Raw genomic sequence first — 16,168 nt, forward strand, 5'->3', positions numbered from 1 at the left:
CACTGCTCCCCCGCACCACCAGCTCGGTGGCCAGCTCCAGCCCCGCCGCCGGCGCCGCCTCCCCGCGCACCTGGTCGAGCAGCCGCCCGACCAGCGCGGCGGCGATCGCCCGCAACGGCAACCGCACCGAGGTCAGCGCGGGGTGCAGGTGCCGGCAGAGCGGGGTGTCGTGGAAACCGGTGACCGCGACGCCGCCCGGCCCCACCGCCAGCCCCTCCGCCCGGACCGCCTCGTACACGTCCAGCGCCAGCAGGTCGCTGCCCGCCGCGAAGGCGGTCGGCCGGTCGGGGCCGCGCAGCAGCGCCCGCAGTGCCTCCACCTCCGAACGGGCCGCTGCCTCCGGCCGGGCCGCCACCACCACGGACAGGCCCAGCCGGTGGGCCTCGGCGAGGAGGCCCGCCCGCCGGGCCGCCATCCAGGGCAGTTCCTCGGCGGCCCCGAGGTAGCCGATCCGCCGGTGGCCGAGCGCCGCCAGGTGCCGCACCACCTCGGCCATCGCCGTGTCGTTGGCGATGTCCACCCAGTGCTGCGGCTGCCCCGGCGCCGTCCGCCCGAAGCTGACGAAGGGCAGGCCGAGGCCGGCCACGTGCGCGATCCGGTCGTCCTCCTCCAGCACGTCCGCCAGCACCAGCCCGTCGACCTGGCGGGCCGCCACCAGTTCGTCGACGGCGGCCGTCGGGTCCTTCGCGGGCGGCGTGGGCCGGAACAGCAGCACCCGCTGGCCCTGTTCCCCGGCCGCGTCGACCAGGGCCTCCAGGAAGCCGGCCATCAGCGGGTTGGGGTCGAGCGGGTCGTCCACCGGCGCCAGGTAGCCGATGGTGCGCCGGGCACCGCTGCGCAGTGCCCGGGCCGACTGGTCGGGCTGGTAGCCGAGTTCGCGGATCGCCGCGGTCACCCGCTCCAGCGTCTCCGGGCGGACCCGGTGCGGGGCGTTGAGCGCGTTGGAGACGGTCTGCCGGGAGACCCCGGCCGCACGGGCGACCTCCTCGATGGTGGTGGCGCCGCGACGCGGCCGGCGCGGTCCCTCGGGCATGCGCTCCTCCAGGCGTGGCCCCTCGGGCATGCGCTCCTCCAGGCGTGGTTACGGACGGCGCAGCGTCAGCAGCCCGCCGCGCGGCACCAGGATGCCCTCCGCCCGGCCGAGTTCGACCTCGCCCTGCCGCACGATACGCCCCCGGGCGTCCTGCACGGTGGCGGTCGCCGTCCCGTCGGCGCCGGTCAGCCGGACCTGCGGATCGGCGTCCGCGTTGGCGACGAGCAGGGTGCGCCAGCCCTCGCCCGAGGCGTCCACCGGGAGCGCCGCGTAGCGGGCCACCGCCACGGTCTCGGGGCCGACGGCGCTCACCATCGGGTAGCCGAGGTCCGGCCGGGCCGGGCGCAGTTCGCCGAGCTGCAGGGTGTCCAGGTGCTCGCGGAACACGCCGAGCCAGAAGGCGATCGCCTCGCGCTGGGCCGGGCTCTGCGCCGCGAGGTCGACGGAGATCTGCGGCACGGAGAACAGCACGTTGATCAGGTGGCAGGCGACCTGCTCCGGCGGCTCGCCCGGGTGCCACATCAGCATGTCGGAGTGGACCGGCACCGGCCCGGCGGCGAGCCGGACGTCGACGGTGCGCTGCCGGTTCTCCTGCGGGCTGAGCGGGCAGTCGGTGGCACGGATCATGGTGACGTACGGCCACAGGCCCGGGCTGACGTACGGCTGGCGGTACTCGACCATCGCCTCGGGGTCGGCGGCGGTGATCCGGCCGCGGATGGCGGCGAGCAGGCGCTCCACGCCCTCGTCCACCCGCGCGCAGTCCGCCTCGGGTCCGGCCTCGGGGGCCTCGGCGCGGGCGAACCAGTCGACGAAGTCGACCTTGAGGCCGTCCATGCCCCACTCCTCGACGGCACGGACGAGGCGGTCGGTGAGGAACTCGCGGACCTCCGGGTAGCGCGGGTCGGCGACGATCGCGCCCATGTGGGCGGCGTCGGCGAGGGCGTAGCGGCCGAGCTTCTGGTAGGCGGCACTGTCCTTGCCGATGAACGGCAGCGCGTACCAGAGCAGGTAGCGCACCCCGAGTCCGTGCACGCGCTCGACGTGGGCGGCGGTGTCGGGCAGCGAGACGGGCTCCCAGTCGCCGCAGTGGGCGTAGCCGCGGGTGCGGTCGGCGGTCATCCAGCCGTCGTCCACGATGATCACGTCCAGGCCGAGCCGCTTGCCGAGCGCGGCCTGGGTCTCGACGCGTTCCGGCGTGACGTCCTGGTGCATCGAGTACCAGGTGGAGTAGGCGGGCCGGCGGGCGGCGTCGGGGATGTCGACGGTGCGGCCGTCGCCCCACCAGTCGGTGAGGTCGGTGAGGCAGCGGGCGAAGTGCCGCCCCGAGGTGTCGATCCGTACGGTGAGCCGGCCCTCCGCCTGGGCCCAGAAGCGGAACTCGCCGGTCTCCTCGACCACTCCGGCCCCGGCCAGCACGTCGGGGCGCTCGGCCGCGAAGGCGCACAGCGCGACGTCGCCGGTGCCGACCAGGGCGGCGATCGGCGCGCCGTTGGCGAGGCTGGTGCGGCGCGGGGCGCTCCAGGCGGCGGGCAGCCAGCCGGTGCCGCGCGGTTCGGGGGTCCAGAAGGCGGTGGCGTCCACGCAGGGCACCCGCCACTCGATCCGCACCGGGCCGGAGCCCTCGGCGGTCACCTCCACGACGCCGTCCCCGACCGCCCGGGCGGTGCCCGTGCCGCCGACCCTCAGGTCCAGGCCCTCGGCGTGGAGCGGGCGCAGGCCGCCGCCGGCGGTGGGGGCGTGCGGTTCCCAGATCTCGGTCATGCTCAGCCTTTCGTGGCGCCGGCCAGCAGGCCGGAGATGAACTGCCGCTGGAGGACCAGGAAGAGGACCATCATCGGCAGGGTGGACAGCGCGGTGCCGGAGAGGATCGCGCCGTAGTCGGTGGTGCTCTGGTTGCCGTGCAGGGTCGCGAGGGCGACCGGAAGGGTGTGCATCTCGGGGCTGCGCAGGGCGATCAGCGGCCAGACGAACTGGTTCCAGGAGCCCAGGAAGAGGAAGATGGCGAGCGCCGCCATCACCGGCCGCATGACCGGGACGACCACGCTCCACAGCACCCTGAACTCGCCCGCGCCGTCGACCCGGGCGGCGTCCAGGAGTTCGTCCGGGAGGCTGCTCAGTGACTGGCGCATCAGGAAGATGGCGAAGGGCACGCACAGTCCGGGCAGGATGAGCGCCTGGTAGGAGTCGAGCAGCCCGAAGCTCATCATCATCTTGAACAGCGGTACCAGCATGACCTGTTCGGGCACCACGAGGGTGGAGAGCAGCAGTCCGAACAGCAGGGTGCGGCCGCGGAAGCGGAACTTGGCGAAGGCGTAGCCCGCGAGCAGGGCGACGACCAGGGCGCCGAGGGTCTGGACGCCCGCCACCAGCAGGGTGTTGCCGAGCACCCGCAGCAGGCCGACCTTCTGGTCGAGCCGGTGGAGGTTGTCGCCGAGGTGTCCGCCGGGCAGCAGTTTCGGCGGCCAGTCGAAGATCTCGGTGTCCTTGCGGGTGACGGCCATGATCAGCCAGTAGAACGGGCCGACGGACAGACCCGTGACGGCCGCGAGCAGGAAGGTCAGCGGCCAGCCGCGCAGTTTCTTGAGGTTCACCGGTCCTTCTCCCCCATCAGGCGCATCTGGACGGCGCCGAGCACCGACACCAGCAGGGTGAGCGCGTAGGCGATGGCGGAGGCGTAGCCGAAGTCGAAGTACCGGAAGCCGTTCTGGTACAGGTACATGGAGACGGTCAGGGTGGCGTTGTCCGGGCCGCCGCCGGTCAACACGTATGGTTCGTCGAAGAGTTGGAGCGTGCCGATGGTGGAGAGCACGACCGTGAAGAGCAACACCGGGCGCAGCGCGGGGACGGTGATGGCGGTGAAGCGCCGGATCGGTCCGGCGCCGTCGACCATCGCGGCCTCGTACAGCTCCCGGGGGATGGACTGGAGGCCGGCCAGGTAGATGACGGCGTTGTAGCCGGTGTAGTGCCAGGTGAGCACCAGGACGACGGCCATCCGGGCCCAGAACGGCTGCCCGAGCCAGTCGACGCCGGACAGGCCGACGGCCTCCAGCACCCGGTTGACCGCGCCGTTGTCGGTGTTGAGCAGGAAGGAGAACATCACGCCGGTGGCGACCAGGCCGGTGACGGACGGCATGAAGACGCCGAGGCGCCACACCGCGCGCCAGCGCACCAGGGCGGAGTTGATGCCGATGGCCATCAGCAGGGCGAGCCCGAGCATCAGCGGTACCTGCACGACGAGGATCTCGCCGGTGTTGCGCAGGGCGGTCCAGAACAGCGGATCGTCCAGCAGGCGGCGGTAGTTGGCCATCCCGGCGGAGCGGGTGGCGCTGCCGGAGCCGGTGGTGAAGGAGAGCAGCAGCGAGTCGACGATCGGGTAGGCCTTGAACACGCCGAAGGTGATCAGGGCCGGGGCGAGCAGCAGGTACGGCAGGGCGGTGCGGCGCCACCTGGCCGGTGCGGTCTTCCTGGCGAGGGCGGCGGGCGGGGCGGTGGCGGTCATGCGATGGTGCGCCCGGTCTGCTGGGCGAGCTGCTTGGCGGCGTCCTGGAGCACGGCGGCCGGGTCGCCGCCCTTGAGGAAGACCTTGGTCTGGGCGTCGCTGGCGAGCTTGAGGGCGCGGGCGTAGTCGCCGGAGAAGTTGGTGGGGTCGCCGCCGTCGACGGCGAGTTCGGCGAAGGTCTTCAGCGGGGACTCTCCGCCGAAGTAGGCGCTCGGCTTGGCGAACATCGGGTCGGGGTAGGCGGCGGTGAGCGCCGGGAAGACACCGCCGGCGTCGAACATGGCGTTCACGGAGGCGGGTCGGGTGAGCGCGTACTCGACGAACTTCCAGGCGGCGCGGCGGCGCGGGCTGGAGCCGGCGACGGCCAGGTGGGTGGAGTTGACCAGGGCGGTGCGCTTGCCGCCGGGGGTGACGGCCGGGGGCTTGGTGAGGCGCCAGTTGCCGCTCTGGTCGGGGAACTTGCTCTCCAGGTAGTGCGCGCCCCAGGCGGGGATCGGGGCGACGGCGAGCTTGCCGGCCTTCATCAGGTTGCGCCAGCCCTGGTCGCCGGAGGCGTCGCCGACCAGCCCGGCGTCGTGCAGGCGCTTGACGACGGTCATGGCGCGCACGGCCGCCTCCGAGCCCATGGTGACCTTGCCCTGGAGGTCGAAGTAGAAGGCGCCCTGGAGCTGCATCAGGGACTGGAGGAAGTCCAGGTCGGGGTCGGGGTTGGCGGTCTTGTTGACGCCGATCAGGAAGGTGTCGGGGTTGGCGGCCTTGTAGCGGTCGGCGACGGCGATCAGGTCGTCCCAGGTGGCGATGGCGGTGGGGTCGATGCCGGCCTTGTCGAAGTAGTCCTGGCGGTAGAAGAAGCCGAGCGGGTTGACCTCCCAGGGCAGCGCGTAGGCGTGGCCGTCCTTGCCGGTGATGCTCGGCCACAGGCCCTTGGCGAACGCGTCCTTGTGCGCGTCGGCGCCGAAGGAGGAGAGGTCGGCCAGGCCGCCGGGGAACTTCTCCAGGTAGCCGGGCAGGTAGTCGCAGCCGATGTGCAGGACGTCGCCGAGGCCCTGGCCGCCGGCCGCCAGGCCGACGGTGATCTTGTCCCAGATGGCGGGGTTGCCGATGTCCTGGACGTCGACCTTGATGCCCGGGTTGTCCTTCTCGAACGCCGGGACGACGGCCCGCAGGGCCACGGCGGCCGTGGCCCAGGACCAGACGGTGATCGTGCCGGTGTCGGCGTCCCCACCCGAGGCGCCGCCCGAGCCGGAGTCGCCGCAGGCGGCGAGGGTGCCACCGGCGGCCAGGGCCAACAGGCCGGCTCCGGAGGCGCGGAGCAGGTCGCGACGGGAAAGGTGTGACATTGCATTCCTCTCTGCGGGGTGGCGAGGATCGGTAAGGCGGCATGAGGGTGGGGGTCGATGCTCGGCCAGTTTGAACGTTCAAACACACAAAACAAACCAGAACCAAACACGCTCGAACGAGCGGACACAGCAAACGCCCACCCGCCTCGCGCCGTCAAGCCCTCGGTGCGAGGCGGGTGGGCGTTTGAGACCGTTCCGTTATCAGCCCCGCGCGGCGGCCGAGGGTTCGAACACGGTTCCCGGGGTGACCGGGATCCCCCGGGCCATCGCCTCGAAGTCCAGGATCGGGTGGGTCAGGATCTCCTCGACCTCGTCGGTCAGGAGGTTGCCCAGGATGAACTCCTCCTCCGGGCCCGACCCGAAGGTGACCACCTGCCCGCTCGACTGGATCATCCAGTTCAGCAGCTCCCGCTCGGTGCTCTCCGCGAGGTGGATCTCCCGGCCGGGGTGGTCGCGCCGGATGCCCTCCACGACCGCGCGGACGGCCTCCACCTCCACCCCGAGCCTGCGCACCGTGGCCGGTGACGCCCGCCGACCCCACCACTGGAAGATCACCCACTGGGCGACCGAGGGGTGGGACAGCACCTCGGCGGCGAGCTCCGGCAGCTGGTGGAGGTTCGCGGCACTCGCCACGGTGTGCACCCGCACCCGGTCGAAACCCTCGGCGTCGCACAGGGCGAGGGACTCCAGGAGCGCGTTCAGCAGATTGCCGTCCGGGCTGCGGCGGAAGGCGCGCTGCACGTCCGCGGTGACGGCGTCCAGCGGCAGCCGCAGCGAGGACAGGCCCCGGAGCCGCGAGAGCTTGTCGGCGGTGAGCGTGTAGCCGGTGGTGTCGAGGCCGACCTTGAGACCACTGGCGACGGCGTGGTCGACCACGTCGAAGACCGGCGGCCACAGCAGCGGATCGCCCCCGGCCAGGACCAGATCGGTGGTCCCGTGCACGGCCAGCTTCCCGACGATCCTCCTGGCCTGCGCGAGGTCGATCTGCTCGGCGGCGAACGGGTTGTAGCAGCCCTGGCAGGACATCGGGCAGCGGTTGTTGATCGACCAGTTGACCCGCCTGACGCGGCGTCCGGCGCGCGGCTGGTCGATCCGGCTCCGGATCCCGGCGACGAGCTCGGCCAGGCGCCGGGCCTGCGGGAGGGTGGCGCCGGTAAGCAGTTCCCCGGCCCGCTCGACGGCGGCCGCGGTGGCGTTGTTCTGGAGCAGCAGGAACGCCAGACGCCACCGCATGGCCTCGTCCGCCGGGTCCCGGCTCAGGGCGTGTTCCACCCGCTCGGTCAGGGCTCCGAGGTAGCCGGGGTTGAAGTTAGTTGGCTCCAGGCGCCGTTGGAACGCGTCGGTTATCGAACCGCGCTCCAGGGACCGGTCGTAGCCGGCCCGCAGCGGGTGCGGGGGCAGGATCTCCACGTGCTGCCGAGTGGACATGGGGTGCTCTCCGGTGGCTGTCAGTTCGGGACGGACGGCAGCACGGTCACCATCGAGTCGGCGGACGGCAGGCCCATGCACTCGACGAAGACCGCGTCACGGACGAGTTGCGCGATGGCGGGGTGCGTGGGGGTGTCGAGGTAGCGGGTGGTGGAGCCGAGCGGGGTGAGGTCGCGCTCGGCGATCAGGGTGCGCAGGGCGCGCGGAAGGTTGTCGAGGTCGTCGCGGATCCCTTTGAGGTCGAACCGGTCGGCCAGCCTCGTCGCGGCCCTACGGGCCTTGGCCAGATTGGTCGTCGGGTCCAGGATGGTCGCCTTCGCCAGGTAGTACGGGACGGGCTGCATCATCCAGGCGAGCGGTGCCTGCGGGTCGCCGTCGTCACCGGGAGGGCCGAATGTCGCGGGCCCGAGCCCGAGGCCGTCGCAGAACCACTCGGGCCGCATGCTGATCCGGTAGTGGGCGTGGCCGGCCAACCGGAACGCCGGGAGCCTGGCGATGACGGACGTCGTCTCGATCCGGAAGGTGTCGGAGATCCGCCGCATCCTCCGCTCCACCACGGCCCGGGTTTCCGGCACGTCGGCACCATCGGCCACGACGTGGATCAGGTCGAGGTTGGAGACGATGTCGCCGGTGGGGCCCGTGCGGTGATCGCCCCGGGCGAGCGAGCCGGTCGCCGCCACGGACATGTCGGTCACGTCCGCGAACTCGCGGGCCAGTTCCTGGAACAGCAGGGGGACGTCTTCAGGTCTCACGCGCCTCTTCCAAATCTGGTTGTACACCGATGAGTTGGGATTCAGTCGCGCAGCCTAACAGCGAGCCAACACAAATAGTCGATTTTGCAACACACATCTCACACGCTCTGACTGACCGACCGACACAAGCCGTCCCTATTCGGCCACTTCATGGTTCGCCCGGCGCACGTAGATCGGGTGGGGATCGAGCCCGATGAAGGCGACCGCCCCCACCGCGCCGAAGTGGTACAGCCGGTGGGCGATCTCCCCGGCGGCCCGGGGTCCGAACTGCTCGGCGAGACACGCGGCCTGGCGCGATGAGGGGAGGCCGGAGCGTGACCGCAATGCCCACGGTGCGCCGCCGGATGCTGGGTGCAGAGCTCCGGAGGATCCGGGAGGGCCTGCACCTCACGGTTGACGAGGTGGCGACCCGGCTCGGCTGGCACCAGTCCAAGGTCAGCCGACTGGAGAACGGCCGCTACGGCTTGCGTGCGAACGAGGTCGGGATACTGCTCGACGTCTACCAGGTCACCGACCCGGAGGCCCGCGAGGCACTCGCGACGCTGGCGCGCGAGGGAAAGCGCAGGGTGTGGTGGCAGCCGTACTCGGACGTGATCTCGCAGCGCTACGCCTCGTTCATCAGCTTCGAAGCGGAGGCTGTGGCAATCCGAAACTTCGAGTCGTCGCTGATTCCTGGACTGCTCCAGACCCCCGACTACGCACGATCTCTGATCCGACAGCTCAGGCCCGAAGCGCCAGCCGAGGTGGTCAATGCACTCGTCGATGTCAGGATGGCCCGGCAGAACGCGGCTCTTCAGCGCGAGGAGCCGCTGAAGGTCTGGGCAATCGTGGATGAGGGCGCAGTTCGCCGACGGATCGGCAGCCAAGGCACCATGGCGAAGCAACTGCAACAGTTGGTGGCCGCCTCCAGGGAGCCGAACGTGACGTTGCAAGTCGTGCCCTTCACGGCAGGAGCACATGCAGGCATACACGGCTCGTTCGCGATCCTGGAGTTTCCCGTCCGCAGCGACCTCGATGTGGTGTACACCGAGGCCCTCACGAGTAGCCTCTACCTCGAACGGGATGACGACGTCACGGCCTACGATCAGGCATTTGATCGCCTCCGGGCAGCGGCACTTGACGTTGCGCCGTCGCGTCGACTTGTCGCGCAGATTGCAAAGGAACTCGAATGATCGACACCGGCATGGACTTGAGCCGAGCCACGTGGAGGAAGAGCAGCTTCAGCGCTGACCAAGGCAACTGCATCGAGGTCGCCGACGGCTTCGCCGGGATCGTCCCCGTTCGAGACTCCAAGGACCCCAGCGGGCCGGCGCTCGTCTTCCCCACCGACGCGTGGACGGCGTTCGTCACCGCCATCAGGACCGGCGAACTCCCCACCGCCTGAACACCACTGCGCGAGAAGTCGGCCCGGCCGACTTCTCGCGCAGCTCCGATCAGATCAGCCCGTCACGGTTCTCGCACTTCAAGGCGCCGCTGGCCGTGCCCTCGACACCCGTCAGCTGCTTGATCGGCAGGTCGACGAACTTGATGGTGTCCTCGGTGCGACTGGCCGTCGCGCCGACCGTGGCGTCTCCGGCCCATACGACGGCGGTCGAATCCTCACCGGCGGTCAGCAGCAGGCCCATGTTCCCACTGCCGTCGAAGGTGACGATCGCGCTGAACTTCCGGGGCCCGGCCACCTCCGAGGTCAGGACCAGCCTTCCGGACGGGGACTTGCTCCCCAGACAGGTCCCCGCACCGAGCTGAAAGGTGCCGCCGTCGGGCCCGGCGATGGTCACGGTGTTGCCAGTGACGGCTGCCCCGCCCCCCGCTCCACCTGCCGCCTTCGCAGGGGCGGTCGTCTTCGGACCATCGGCCGGCTCCGAAGCGGCGATGCCCGATGCCGCAGCAGTCGGCGCGGCACTGTCCTGTGCGGCGGCCGTGGTGGACGACGGCGAGGCCGAACCTCCGCAAGCCGCAAGTGAAAGGGCCGAGATGCCGACGATCGCCGCAGAGTACACACGAGTCATTCGAGTCATGGACAGAACGTAACTATCTTGTGTGACAAGACATCAGCAAAACACCCACAGCTTCGTCCCCGTCCAAGGCAGCACCGAAGGCCCCAGGAACCCGCCGGCTCCGCATCCCACAGCGCGACATGATCCAACGTCACCACCCGGTGATCACTGCTGCCAGGACGACCCACGCGGCCAGTGCCGCCGCGACACCACGGGAGACCCCGCATGGCTGACTACTATCCGTACCGCATCGCGACCAGGAGAGGGGACTTGACACTGATCTGGCGGCCCGGCGAGGGCGATGCACCCGATGAGCTCGTCGTTGACGACCTCGGGAGACTCCTCGCGTTCCAAAACCCCGAGGCGCTGCGGGAACACTGCGGTCGCAACGACCGGGTGCTCACCTGGGAGGGCGAAGCCACCCTCGATCTGGCCACCGTACGGCGATGGGTCGAGCACCCTGGCCTCGGCTCGGTGTCGGCAGAACTACTGCTGGACGCATGGAACTTCTTCGAGGACCTCTCCCACAGCCTGAAGGCCGACCCGCCCCTCCCCGCCCAAGGATCAATCCACGACAGCGCCTACGAAAAGCTCTTCGGCGGTGGTGCTCTCGAACCGACTGCCGACAACGAAGCCTGGACGGACGGGGAGACCGCGGCCGTACGCGAACTCCTCCGAGCCGGGCTGGACCTCTGGGAGCGGGCCGTACCCTGAGCGGCGTCCCGTGCAGCGGCACCTCGTCCTCAACGACCTGCTTCTCGACGGCGTGGATGCGGGAGATCGCGAACAGGCCGCCGCCGAGCAGTCTGTTCGACCCGGTATGGGGGGCCGTCCCGGGAATCCTCGTCCGGTGGGGTCGGGGCTCCGGATCAGGGCTCTGATCCGGAGCCCCGACCCCCGGCTACGGCACGAACTTGCTCAGGTCGACCGCGTCGGCCATCGCCTGGTACCCGGCGTCGTTCGGGTGCAGGTGGTCGCCGGAGTCGTACGTGGGGTTGAGCGCCGGCGGGTTGCCGGGGTCCTGCATCACCTCGTCGAAGTCGATGACGCCGTCGAACGCGCCGCTCGTCAGGATCCACCGGTTCACGGTCGCACGGATCTGCTCACCGTAGGTCGTGTAGTACTTGGCGCCCTGGTAGGGCAGGATCGTTCCACCGATGATCTTCACTCCTGCCGCGTGCGCCTGGCGGATGACGTTCAGCATGCCGTTCTCCAGGTCGGTCGCCGTCAGCGGTCCGGTGCCGTTGGAGCCGATGTTGTCGCCGATGTCGTTGATGCCTTCGAGCATGATGACGTCCTTGACGTCCGGCTGGCTGAGGACGTCGTGTTGGAAGCGGCTGATCAGGGACTTGTTGTAGCCGTTGGCACCGGCATCCGTGAGGATCCGGTTGGAGCCTGTCCCTGCGTCCACCAGGCCGCGGGTGGTTCCGCCGCTGGTCGCGGCCATGCGCCGCGCGAGGTCGTCGGGCCAGCGGTGGTTGGCGCCCGGGGTGGAGCCGACCCCGTCGGTGATGGAGTCGCCGACGGCGACCAGTGTGCCGGTGGCCGTCGGCGAGGTCACGTCGAGACCGGCCAGGACGAACCACTGTTGACTGGTGGCGGGGTAGTTGCTGGTGCCGTCGTCGGTGACGTGGTTGCCGGTCGTGGAGATCCACGTGTTCTCGCGGGCCCGTTGGTGCCAGGTGTCGGCGCCGGCGGGGCTGTTGGGCAAGTAGACGCTGACGAGCAGGTCCTGGTCGGCGCCCACGCCCATCGGCACCGGGTCGCTGAAGACGTCCTGTCCTGCGGGGATGGTGACGCCGGTGGAGCCGTTGAACGTCACTGTGCGGTGGGTGCCGGTCACGGCCGTGCCCGCGGTGCTGCTCTGCTGGGCGAGGTCGACGGCTCCGACGGTCAGTGGCGAGCTGCCGTAGAGGTTGCTCAGTCGCACCCGCGGCAGGGAGCCGGACACCGAGGTGTGGGCGATCATGCGGATGGTCTGGTTGTGGAAGGTCGCCCCGTAGGTCTGGCCATAGGCCATCAGACCGTCGCTGTAGGCGCCGACCCGAGTCGGCCGGGTGAGCTTCCTGTGCAGCCATTCCTGGTTGGCCCCGCCGTTGTCGTGCCACTGCGGCACCGGAGCCCCCGGGGAGGTCGAAGCGTGCTGAACGTCCATCAGTTTCGTGCTGTGGACGTTCGCCAGGGTGTACACGCCGCCCGAGGAGACCACCGGCGTCGCAGCAGCAGCCGGCGACAAGGCCGGCGCGGCCGCGGCGAGCGCTCCCGCCACGGTCAGGAGGGTGAGCCGTGATCTGACATGACGTCTCATGGGACTCCTTTGCTTGTGAGGATGTTAATCACGCCCAGGAGACGCGCCGGCCGTTCGGCGCGCCTCCCCGCCGTCCCGGACGCGTGGACCGGCCACCGATCGTGCAGGGACCGCGCAGTATCGTCGGGAGTCCGGAGTGCGGCCACCCGGCCCGCTCGACGCCATTCGCGGCTTGGACAACGGAGGTACCACGCATGAACGTTGACACCGACCGGCCGGACTTCCTGCTCGTCCACGGCGCCTGGCACGGTGCCTGGTGCTGGGACCGGGTGCGCGCCGCGCTCGACGCCGACGGTTGGCGGTCCCATGCCGTCGACCTGCCCAGTGCCAATCCCCCGGCCGGCCACCGGAACGGCGCCCGCCCGGCGGGCATGCTGGACGACGCGGACGCCATCCGGGACAGCCTCCGGCGCATCGACGGCCCGGTGGTCGTGGTCGCCCACTCCTACGGCGGCGTCCCCACCACGGAGGCCATCGCGGATGCCCCGAACGTGGCACGGGCGGTGTACCTCGCCGGTTTCCAACTGGACGCGGGTGAGAGCATGTTCACGTTCCTCGGAGGACCCGTACCGAACGACGGCACGGGCCAGGCCCCGCCGCCCGAGGACGCCCGGCAGACGTTCTACGAAGACGTGCCCGAGGCCGATGCCGAGCGCGCCGTGGCCCGGCTGCGCCCGCAGTGCGTCCGGTCCTTCACGGAGCCGGTGACCACGGCAGGATGGCGCACCGTGCCCTCCGGCTACATCGTCTGCGACCGCGACCAGGCGCTCGATCCGTCCCGGCAGCGCGAGCTCGCCACGCGCGCCGGTTCCGTCCACCGGCTGCCGAGCAGCCACTCGCCGTTCCTCTCCATGCCCGGGCAACTCGCCTCTCTCCTGGGCCGGATCGCCACCTCCCCCCTCCCCGCCCCGCCCCGATGAACCGCCCCGTCGCACCGGGGTGCCCGCGAAACCGGGTAGTGCGGATGATCTTGCAGTGGGTAATGTGACCCGCCGGAGGCCGGGCGGCCCGTTCGCGTGCCGCCGAGGCCGCAGGGGACCGGAAAGTGAGTAGAGACAGATGCAACCGACGTTCGTACTGGTACACGGAGCCTTCGCGAACTCCTTCTCCTTCGCGCCGCTCCAGGCCGAACTCGGCCTCCTCGGACACCGTTCGGTCGCCGTCGACCTTCCGGGGCACGGGTTCGCCGCGACCTTCCCGCGGGCCTACCAGGCACCGCAGGATCTCGGAGGGCTCGCCACCGCGCCCGGGGCCATCAAGGGCGTCACGCTCGCCGACAACGCCGCGCACCTCATCGGGACACTGGAGCGGGCCAAGCGGAACGGGCCCGTCATCCTCGTCTCACACAGCCGCGGCGGCATGACGGCCACCGTCGCGGCCAACCAGCGGCCCGACCTGATCGACCGCATCGTGTACGTCTCCTCCTGGTGCCCCGTCGACCTCGACGTCAGCGCCTACTACGCCGAGCCCGAGATGGCCACGGTCGACGCCGCGGGGCTGGCCTCGGCGATCGTCGGGAACCCCGCCGAACTCGGGCTGCTGCGCTCCAACTTCCGCACCGCCGACCCCGGCGTCCTCGCGGCGTTCAAGGCGGCCTTCCTCGCCGACGGGACGGACGAGGAGTTCATGGTCTTCCTCAACACCTTCCAGCCCGACGAGAACCTCGACGTCGGCACGGCCGACGACCGGGCGCAGCCCGACAGCTGGGGGCGGATCCCCAGGACGTACGTCCGGCTGACCGAGGACACCAGCGTGCCGCTCGCCATGCAGGACCGGATGATCCGCGAGGGCGACGCGCTGACGCCGGAGAACCCCTACGACGTCCGCACGCTCACCAGCAGCCACCTGAAGTGGCTGGCCGACCCGGCACCGGCGGCCCGGGTTCTGGGGGAACTCGCCGCGCTCCTGCCTGCCGGGTCGTGATCGGAGCCGGATGAGGATCGCGCCGGTCCTTGTCGGGGCCCGGAGGCCGCCGGCCGCGTGAACCCCGCGCGGACGGACGGCCTCCGGGCCCCCAGGCCCCAAGTCCCAGACCTCAGGCTCCAAGCCCAGGCCCCAAGCCCAAGGCCCCAGGTCAGGCCCGGGTCACCGGCGCCTGGAGTTCCGTCACCCAGTCGTCGCGGTTCTCCGGGCACTCCAGGTTGATCTCCCGGGGGTATCCGGTCGACTGGTAGCCGTTGCCGTCGATCCAGCGGGCCAGGGCCTGGGACGTGGGCACCACGGCGTCCATCGAGCCGCGGTGCACGATGGTCGCCGCCTGGTCGAGGGGCGGCAGGTCGAACACCCGGAAGGCGTCGTCCTGGAGGGGCGCGGAGACCTGGACGGCGGCGTGGACCCTGATCCGGCCCTCGCCTTCCGGGGCGTCCTCGTAGTAGGCGATCCCGGGACCCGTGGGGGTGATGCCCGCCGCGTCCAGGAGGTGGAACAGCTCCTCGTAGAGGGGCGTGATGACAGGGGTGATCTCCTCGGGCTCGAAGCTCGCCGCGGTCGCGGTCAGCTCCGCCACCCGTACGGCGGGGACGTTCTTGATGACGACGTCGTTCGTGGGCATGTGCCCCTCACTCTCGATCGCTCGGAGCCTCGCCTCGACCTGCACCAGCCGCGCGGCCGCGGAGGCCATGGCGGTCTCCAGCTCGGCCTGCCGCAGCCGCAGCATGCCCCGCAGCTCCTCGGTGGCGACCTTCTCCTCCACGATGTCCCGCACCTGCTGGAGGGTGAACCCCAGGTCCTTGAGCGCGATGACGCGGTTGAGCCGGGCGAGCTGGGCGGCGACGTAGTAGCGGTAGCCGGTGGCGGGGTCGACATGGGTCGGGCGCAGCAGTCCGGTCGCGTCGTAGTGGCGCAGCATCCGGACCGAGACGCGGCCGTGCCGGGCGAAGTCTCCGATGGTGAACATGATGTCTCCGAGTTCAGCGCCTGACACGGTGTGAGGGTCAAGAACCTACTCGGTCGCGGACGAACCGCGGGAGCGGGGCGTGGGCCGGGACAAAGGCGTTGACAGTGTGGCTAGGTTCGAAGCATGAGCGGACGCGGAGCTGACGGCAGTGCGGGGGACGCGGACTACGGCACGATAGGCGGCGGGTACGCCACCTATCGACAACCGGACGCGAGGATCGGGCAGGCGATCGCCGCCGCCCTGGGCGGGGCGCGCACGGTGGTCAACGTCGGGGCCGGGGCGGGGTCGTACGAGTCGACGACGCTGGAGGTGACGGCGGTCGAGCCGTCGGCGTCGATGCGCGCCCAGCGGCCCGCGCACCTGTCGGCCGCCGTCGACGCCGTCGCCGAGCACCTGCCGTTCGACGACGGCGCGTTCGACGCGGCGATGACCATCTTCAGCGTGCACCAGTGGAGCGACTTCAGGGCGGGGCTGCGCGAGATGCGCCGGGTGGCGCGGGGCCCCGCCGTCGTGCTGACCTGCGACCCCGGTCTCGTACGGGACTTCTGGCTGTACGAGTACGCGCCGGAGGTGCTGGACACCGAGGCCCGCCGCTATCCGGCCGTCGCGGACCTGACCGAGGCCCTCGGCGGACGCACGACGGTGACCGCGGTGCCGATCCCCGTCGACTGCACCGACGGCTTCAACGAGGCGTACTACGCGCGCCCCGAGATGCTGCTCGACCCCGCCGCCCGGCAGGCGTGCTCGGCGTGGAGCTTCGTCGACGAGGAGGCGCGCGAGCGGTTCGCCGCGGATCTGCGCCGCGACCTGGACAGCGGGGCCTGGGACGCTCGGTTCGGCACCCTGCGGCAACAGCCGTTCTACGAGGGCTCGCTGGTCGTGATCACGTCCGTTCCGGCCTGACCCCCACGCAGG

16 protein-coding genes are annotated in these 16,168 nt (G+C 70.9%); 6 read left to right on the forward strand and 10 right to left on the reverse strand.

The features are described from left to right. The 7 genes from RZ50_RS28190 to RZ50_RS28220 all read right to left on the reverse strand — a co-directional run. The coding region (locus RZ50_RS28190; protein WP_254803350.1) for a LacI family DNA-binding transcriptional regulator at window positions 1-1,063 on the reverse strand (1,063 nt) is incomplete at its 3' end. A gap of 18 nt (window positions 1,064-1,081) precedes the next feature. Further along, entirely contained in the window at window positions 1,082-2,794 is a 1,713-nt protein-coding gene (locus RZ50_RS28195) for a glycoside hydrolase family 36 protein (protein WP_196951423.1), read from the reverse strand. A 2-nt stretch (window positions 2,795-2,796) separates the two neighbouring features. After that, window positions 2,797-3,624 (reverse strand): carbohydrate ABC transporter permease, encoded by an 828-nt coding sequence (locus tag RZ50_RS28200; RefSeq protein WP_196951424.1) that lies wholly within the window; start codon window positions 3,622-3,624, stop codon window positions 2,797-2,799. Next, window positions 3,621-4,532, reverse strand: coding sequence for a carbohydrate ABC transporter permease (locus RZ50_RS28205; RefSeq protein WP_196951425.1), 912 nt, complete (start codon window positions 4,530-4,532; stop codon window positions 3,621-3,623). Before RZ50_RS28205 ends, RZ50_RS28200 begins: the two co-directional genes overlap by 4 nt. Continuing rightward, the gene (locus RZ50_RS28210) at window positions 4,529-5,872 is read right to left on the reverse strand and encodes an extracellular solute-binding protein (protein ID WP_196951426.1); all 1,344 of its coding nucleotides are present in this window, start codon (window positions 5,870-5,872) and stop codon (window positions 4,529-4,531) included. Before RZ50_RS28210 ends, RZ50_RS28205 begins: the two co-directional genes overlap by 4 nt. Window positions 5,873-6,073: 201 nt before the next feature. Then, a complete protein-coding gene (locus RZ50_RS28215; protein ID WP_196951427.1) occupies window positions 6,074-7,300 on the reverse strand; it encodes a radical SAM protein in 1,227 nt (408 codons plus the stop codon). A 20-nt stretch (window positions 7,301-7,320) separates the two neighbouring features. Further along, entirely contained in the window at window positions 7,321-8,052 is a 732-nt protein-coding gene (locus RZ50_RS28220) for a hypothetical protein (RefSeq protein WP_196951428.1), read from the reverse strand. A 323-nt stretch (window positions 8,053-8,375) separates the two neighbouring features. Here RZ50_RS28220 and RZ50_RS28225 point away from each other — a divergent pair, with 323 nt between their 5' ends. After that, window positions 8,376-9,224, forward strand: a complete 849-nt coding sequence (locus RZ50_RS28225) for a helix-turn-helix transcriptional regulator (RefSeq protein ID WP_254803353.1) — start codon at window positions 8,376-8,378, stop codon at window positions 9,222-9,224. Next, entirely contained in the window at window positions 9,221-9,436 is a 216-nt protein-coding gene (locus RZ50_RS28230) for a DUF397 domain-containing protein (protein ID WP_196951430.1), read from the forward strand. The genes RZ50_RS28225 and RZ50_RS28230 overlap by 4 nt, the downstream gene beginning before the upstream one ends. 49 nt (window positions 9,437-9,485) lie before the next feature. Here the strand turns inward: RZ50_RS28230 and RZ50_RS28235 are convergent, their stop codons facing one another. After that, entirely contained in the window at window positions 9,486-10,070 is a 585-nt protein-coding gene (locus RZ50_RS28235; protein ID WP_196951431.1) for a hypothetical protein, read from the reverse strand. A 204-nt stretch (window positions 10,071-10,274) separates the two neighbouring features. Between RZ50_RS28235 and RZ50_RS28240 the strand changes: the two genes are divergently transcribed. Then, complete coding sequence (locus tag RZ50_RS28240) at window positions 10,275-10,763, forward strand: hypothetical protein (protein WP_196951432.1); 489 nt, start codon at window positions 10,275-10,277, stop codon at window positions 10,761-10,763. Between the two features lie 187 nt (window positions 10,764-10,950). Here RZ50_RS28240 and RZ50_RS28245 read toward each other — a convergent pair whose 3' ends face one another. Next, window positions 10,951-12,357, reverse strand: a complete 1,407-nt coding sequence (locus RZ50_RS28245; RefSeq protein ID WP_196951433.1) for a GDSL-type esterase/lipase family protein — start codon at window positions 12,355-12,357, stop codon at window positions 10,951-10,953. A 194-nt stretch (window positions 12,358-12,551) separates the two neighbouring features. On the opposite strand from RZ50_RS28245, the gene RZ50_RS28250 reads away from it, so the two are divergent. After that, entirely contained in the window at window positions 12,552-13,277 is a 726-nt protein-coding gene (locus tag RZ50_RS28250; RefSeq protein WP_196951434.1) for an alpha/beta fold hydrolase, read from the forward strand. 139 nt (window positions 13,278-13,416) lie between these two features. After that, the gene (locus tag RZ50_RS28255; RefSeq protein WP_196951435.1) at window positions 13,417-14,280 is read left to right on the forward strand and encodes an alpha/beta fold hydrolase; all 864 of its coding nucleotides are present in this window, start codon (window positions 13,417-13,419) and stop codon (window positions 14,278-14,280) included. Between the two features lie 151 nt (window positions 14,281-14,431). Here RZ50_RS28255 and RZ50_RS28260 read toward each other — a convergent pair whose 3' ends face one another. Continuing rightward, window positions 14,432-15,253, reverse strand: a complete 822-nt coding sequence (locus tag RZ50_RS28260) for a MerR family transcriptional regulator (protein WP_196951436.1) — start codon at window positions 15,251-15,253, stop codon at window positions 14,432-14,434. Window positions 15,254-15,376: 123 nt separating this feature from the next. On the opposite strand from RZ50_RS28260, the gene RZ50_RS28265 reads away from it, so the two are divergent. Further along, complete coding sequence (locus tag RZ50_RS28265; RefSeq protein ID WP_196951437.1) at window positions 15,377-16,156, forward strand: class I SAM-dependent methyltransferase; 780 nt, start codon at window positions 15,377-15,379, stop codon at window positions 16,154-16,156. The last annotated feature ends 12 nt before the right edge of the window (window positions 16,157-16,168 follow it).

This window comes from Kitasatospora sp. SUK 42 (assembly GCF_015776785.2).
In the GTDB taxonomy this organism is placed as follows: domain Bacteria; phylum Actinomycetota; class Actinomycetes; order Streptomycetales; family Streptomycetaceae; genus Kitasatospora.

What these genes read in the sequence shown, in the direction of transcription:
- RZ50_RS28195 (WP_196951423.1), bottom strand. Translation starts at nt 2,794, where the DNA reads ATGACCGAGATCTGGGAACCGCACGCCCCCACCGCCGGCGGCGGCCTG.
- RZ50_RS28205 (WP_196951425.1), bottom strand. Translation starts at nt 4,532, where the DNA reads ATGACCGCCACCGCCCCGCCCGCCGCCCTCGCCAGGAAGACCGCACCG.
- RZ50_RS28210 (WP_196951426.1), bottom strand. Translation starts at nt 5,872, where the DNA reads ATGTCACACCTTTCCCGTCGCGACCTGCTCCGCGCCTCCGGAGCCGGC.
- RZ50_RS28215 (WP_196951427.1), bottom strand. Translation starts at nt 7,300, where the DNA reads ATGTCCACTCGGCAGCACGTGGAGATCCTGCCCCCGCACCCGCTGCGG.
- RZ50_RS28225 (WP_254803353.1), top strand. Translation starts at nt 8,376, where the DNA reads ATGCCCACGGTGCGCCGCCGGATGCTGGGTGCAGAGCTCCGGAGGATC.
- RZ50_RS28230 (WP_196951430.1), top strand. Translation starts at nt 9,221, where the DNA reads ATGATCGACACCGGCATGGACTTGAGCCGAGCCACGTGGAGGAAGAGC.
- RZ50_RS28235 (WP_196951431.1), bottom strand. Translation starts at nt 10,070, where the DNA reads ATGACTCGAATGACTCGTGTGTACTCTGCGGCGATCGTCGGCATCTCG.
- RZ50_RS28240 (WP_196951432.1), top strand. Translation starts at nt 10,275, where the DNA reads ATGGCTGACTACTATCCGTACCGCATCGCGACCAGGAGAGGGGACTTG.
- RZ50_RS28245 (WP_196951433.1), bottom strand. Translation starts at nt 12,357, where the DNA reads ATGAGACGTCATGTCAGATCACGGCTCACCCTCCTGACCGTGGCGGGA.
- RZ50_RS28250 (WP_196951434.1), top strand. Translation starts at nt 12,552, where the DNA reads ATGAACGTTGACACCGACCGGCCGGACTTCCTGCTCGTCCACGGCGCC.
- RZ50_RS28255 (WP_196951435.1), top strand. Translation starts at nt 13,417, where the DNA reads ATGCAACCGACGTTCGTACTGGTACACGGAGCCTTCGCGAACTCCTTC.
- RZ50_RS28260 (WP_196951436.1), bottom strand. Translation starts at nt 15,253, where the DNA reads ATGTTCACCATCGGAGACTTCGCCCGGCACGGCCGCGTCTCGGTCCGG.
- RZ50_RS28265 (WP_196951437.1), top strand. Translation starts at nt 15,377, where the DNA reads ATGAGCGGACGCGGAGCTGACGGCAGTGCGGGGGACGCGGACTACGGC.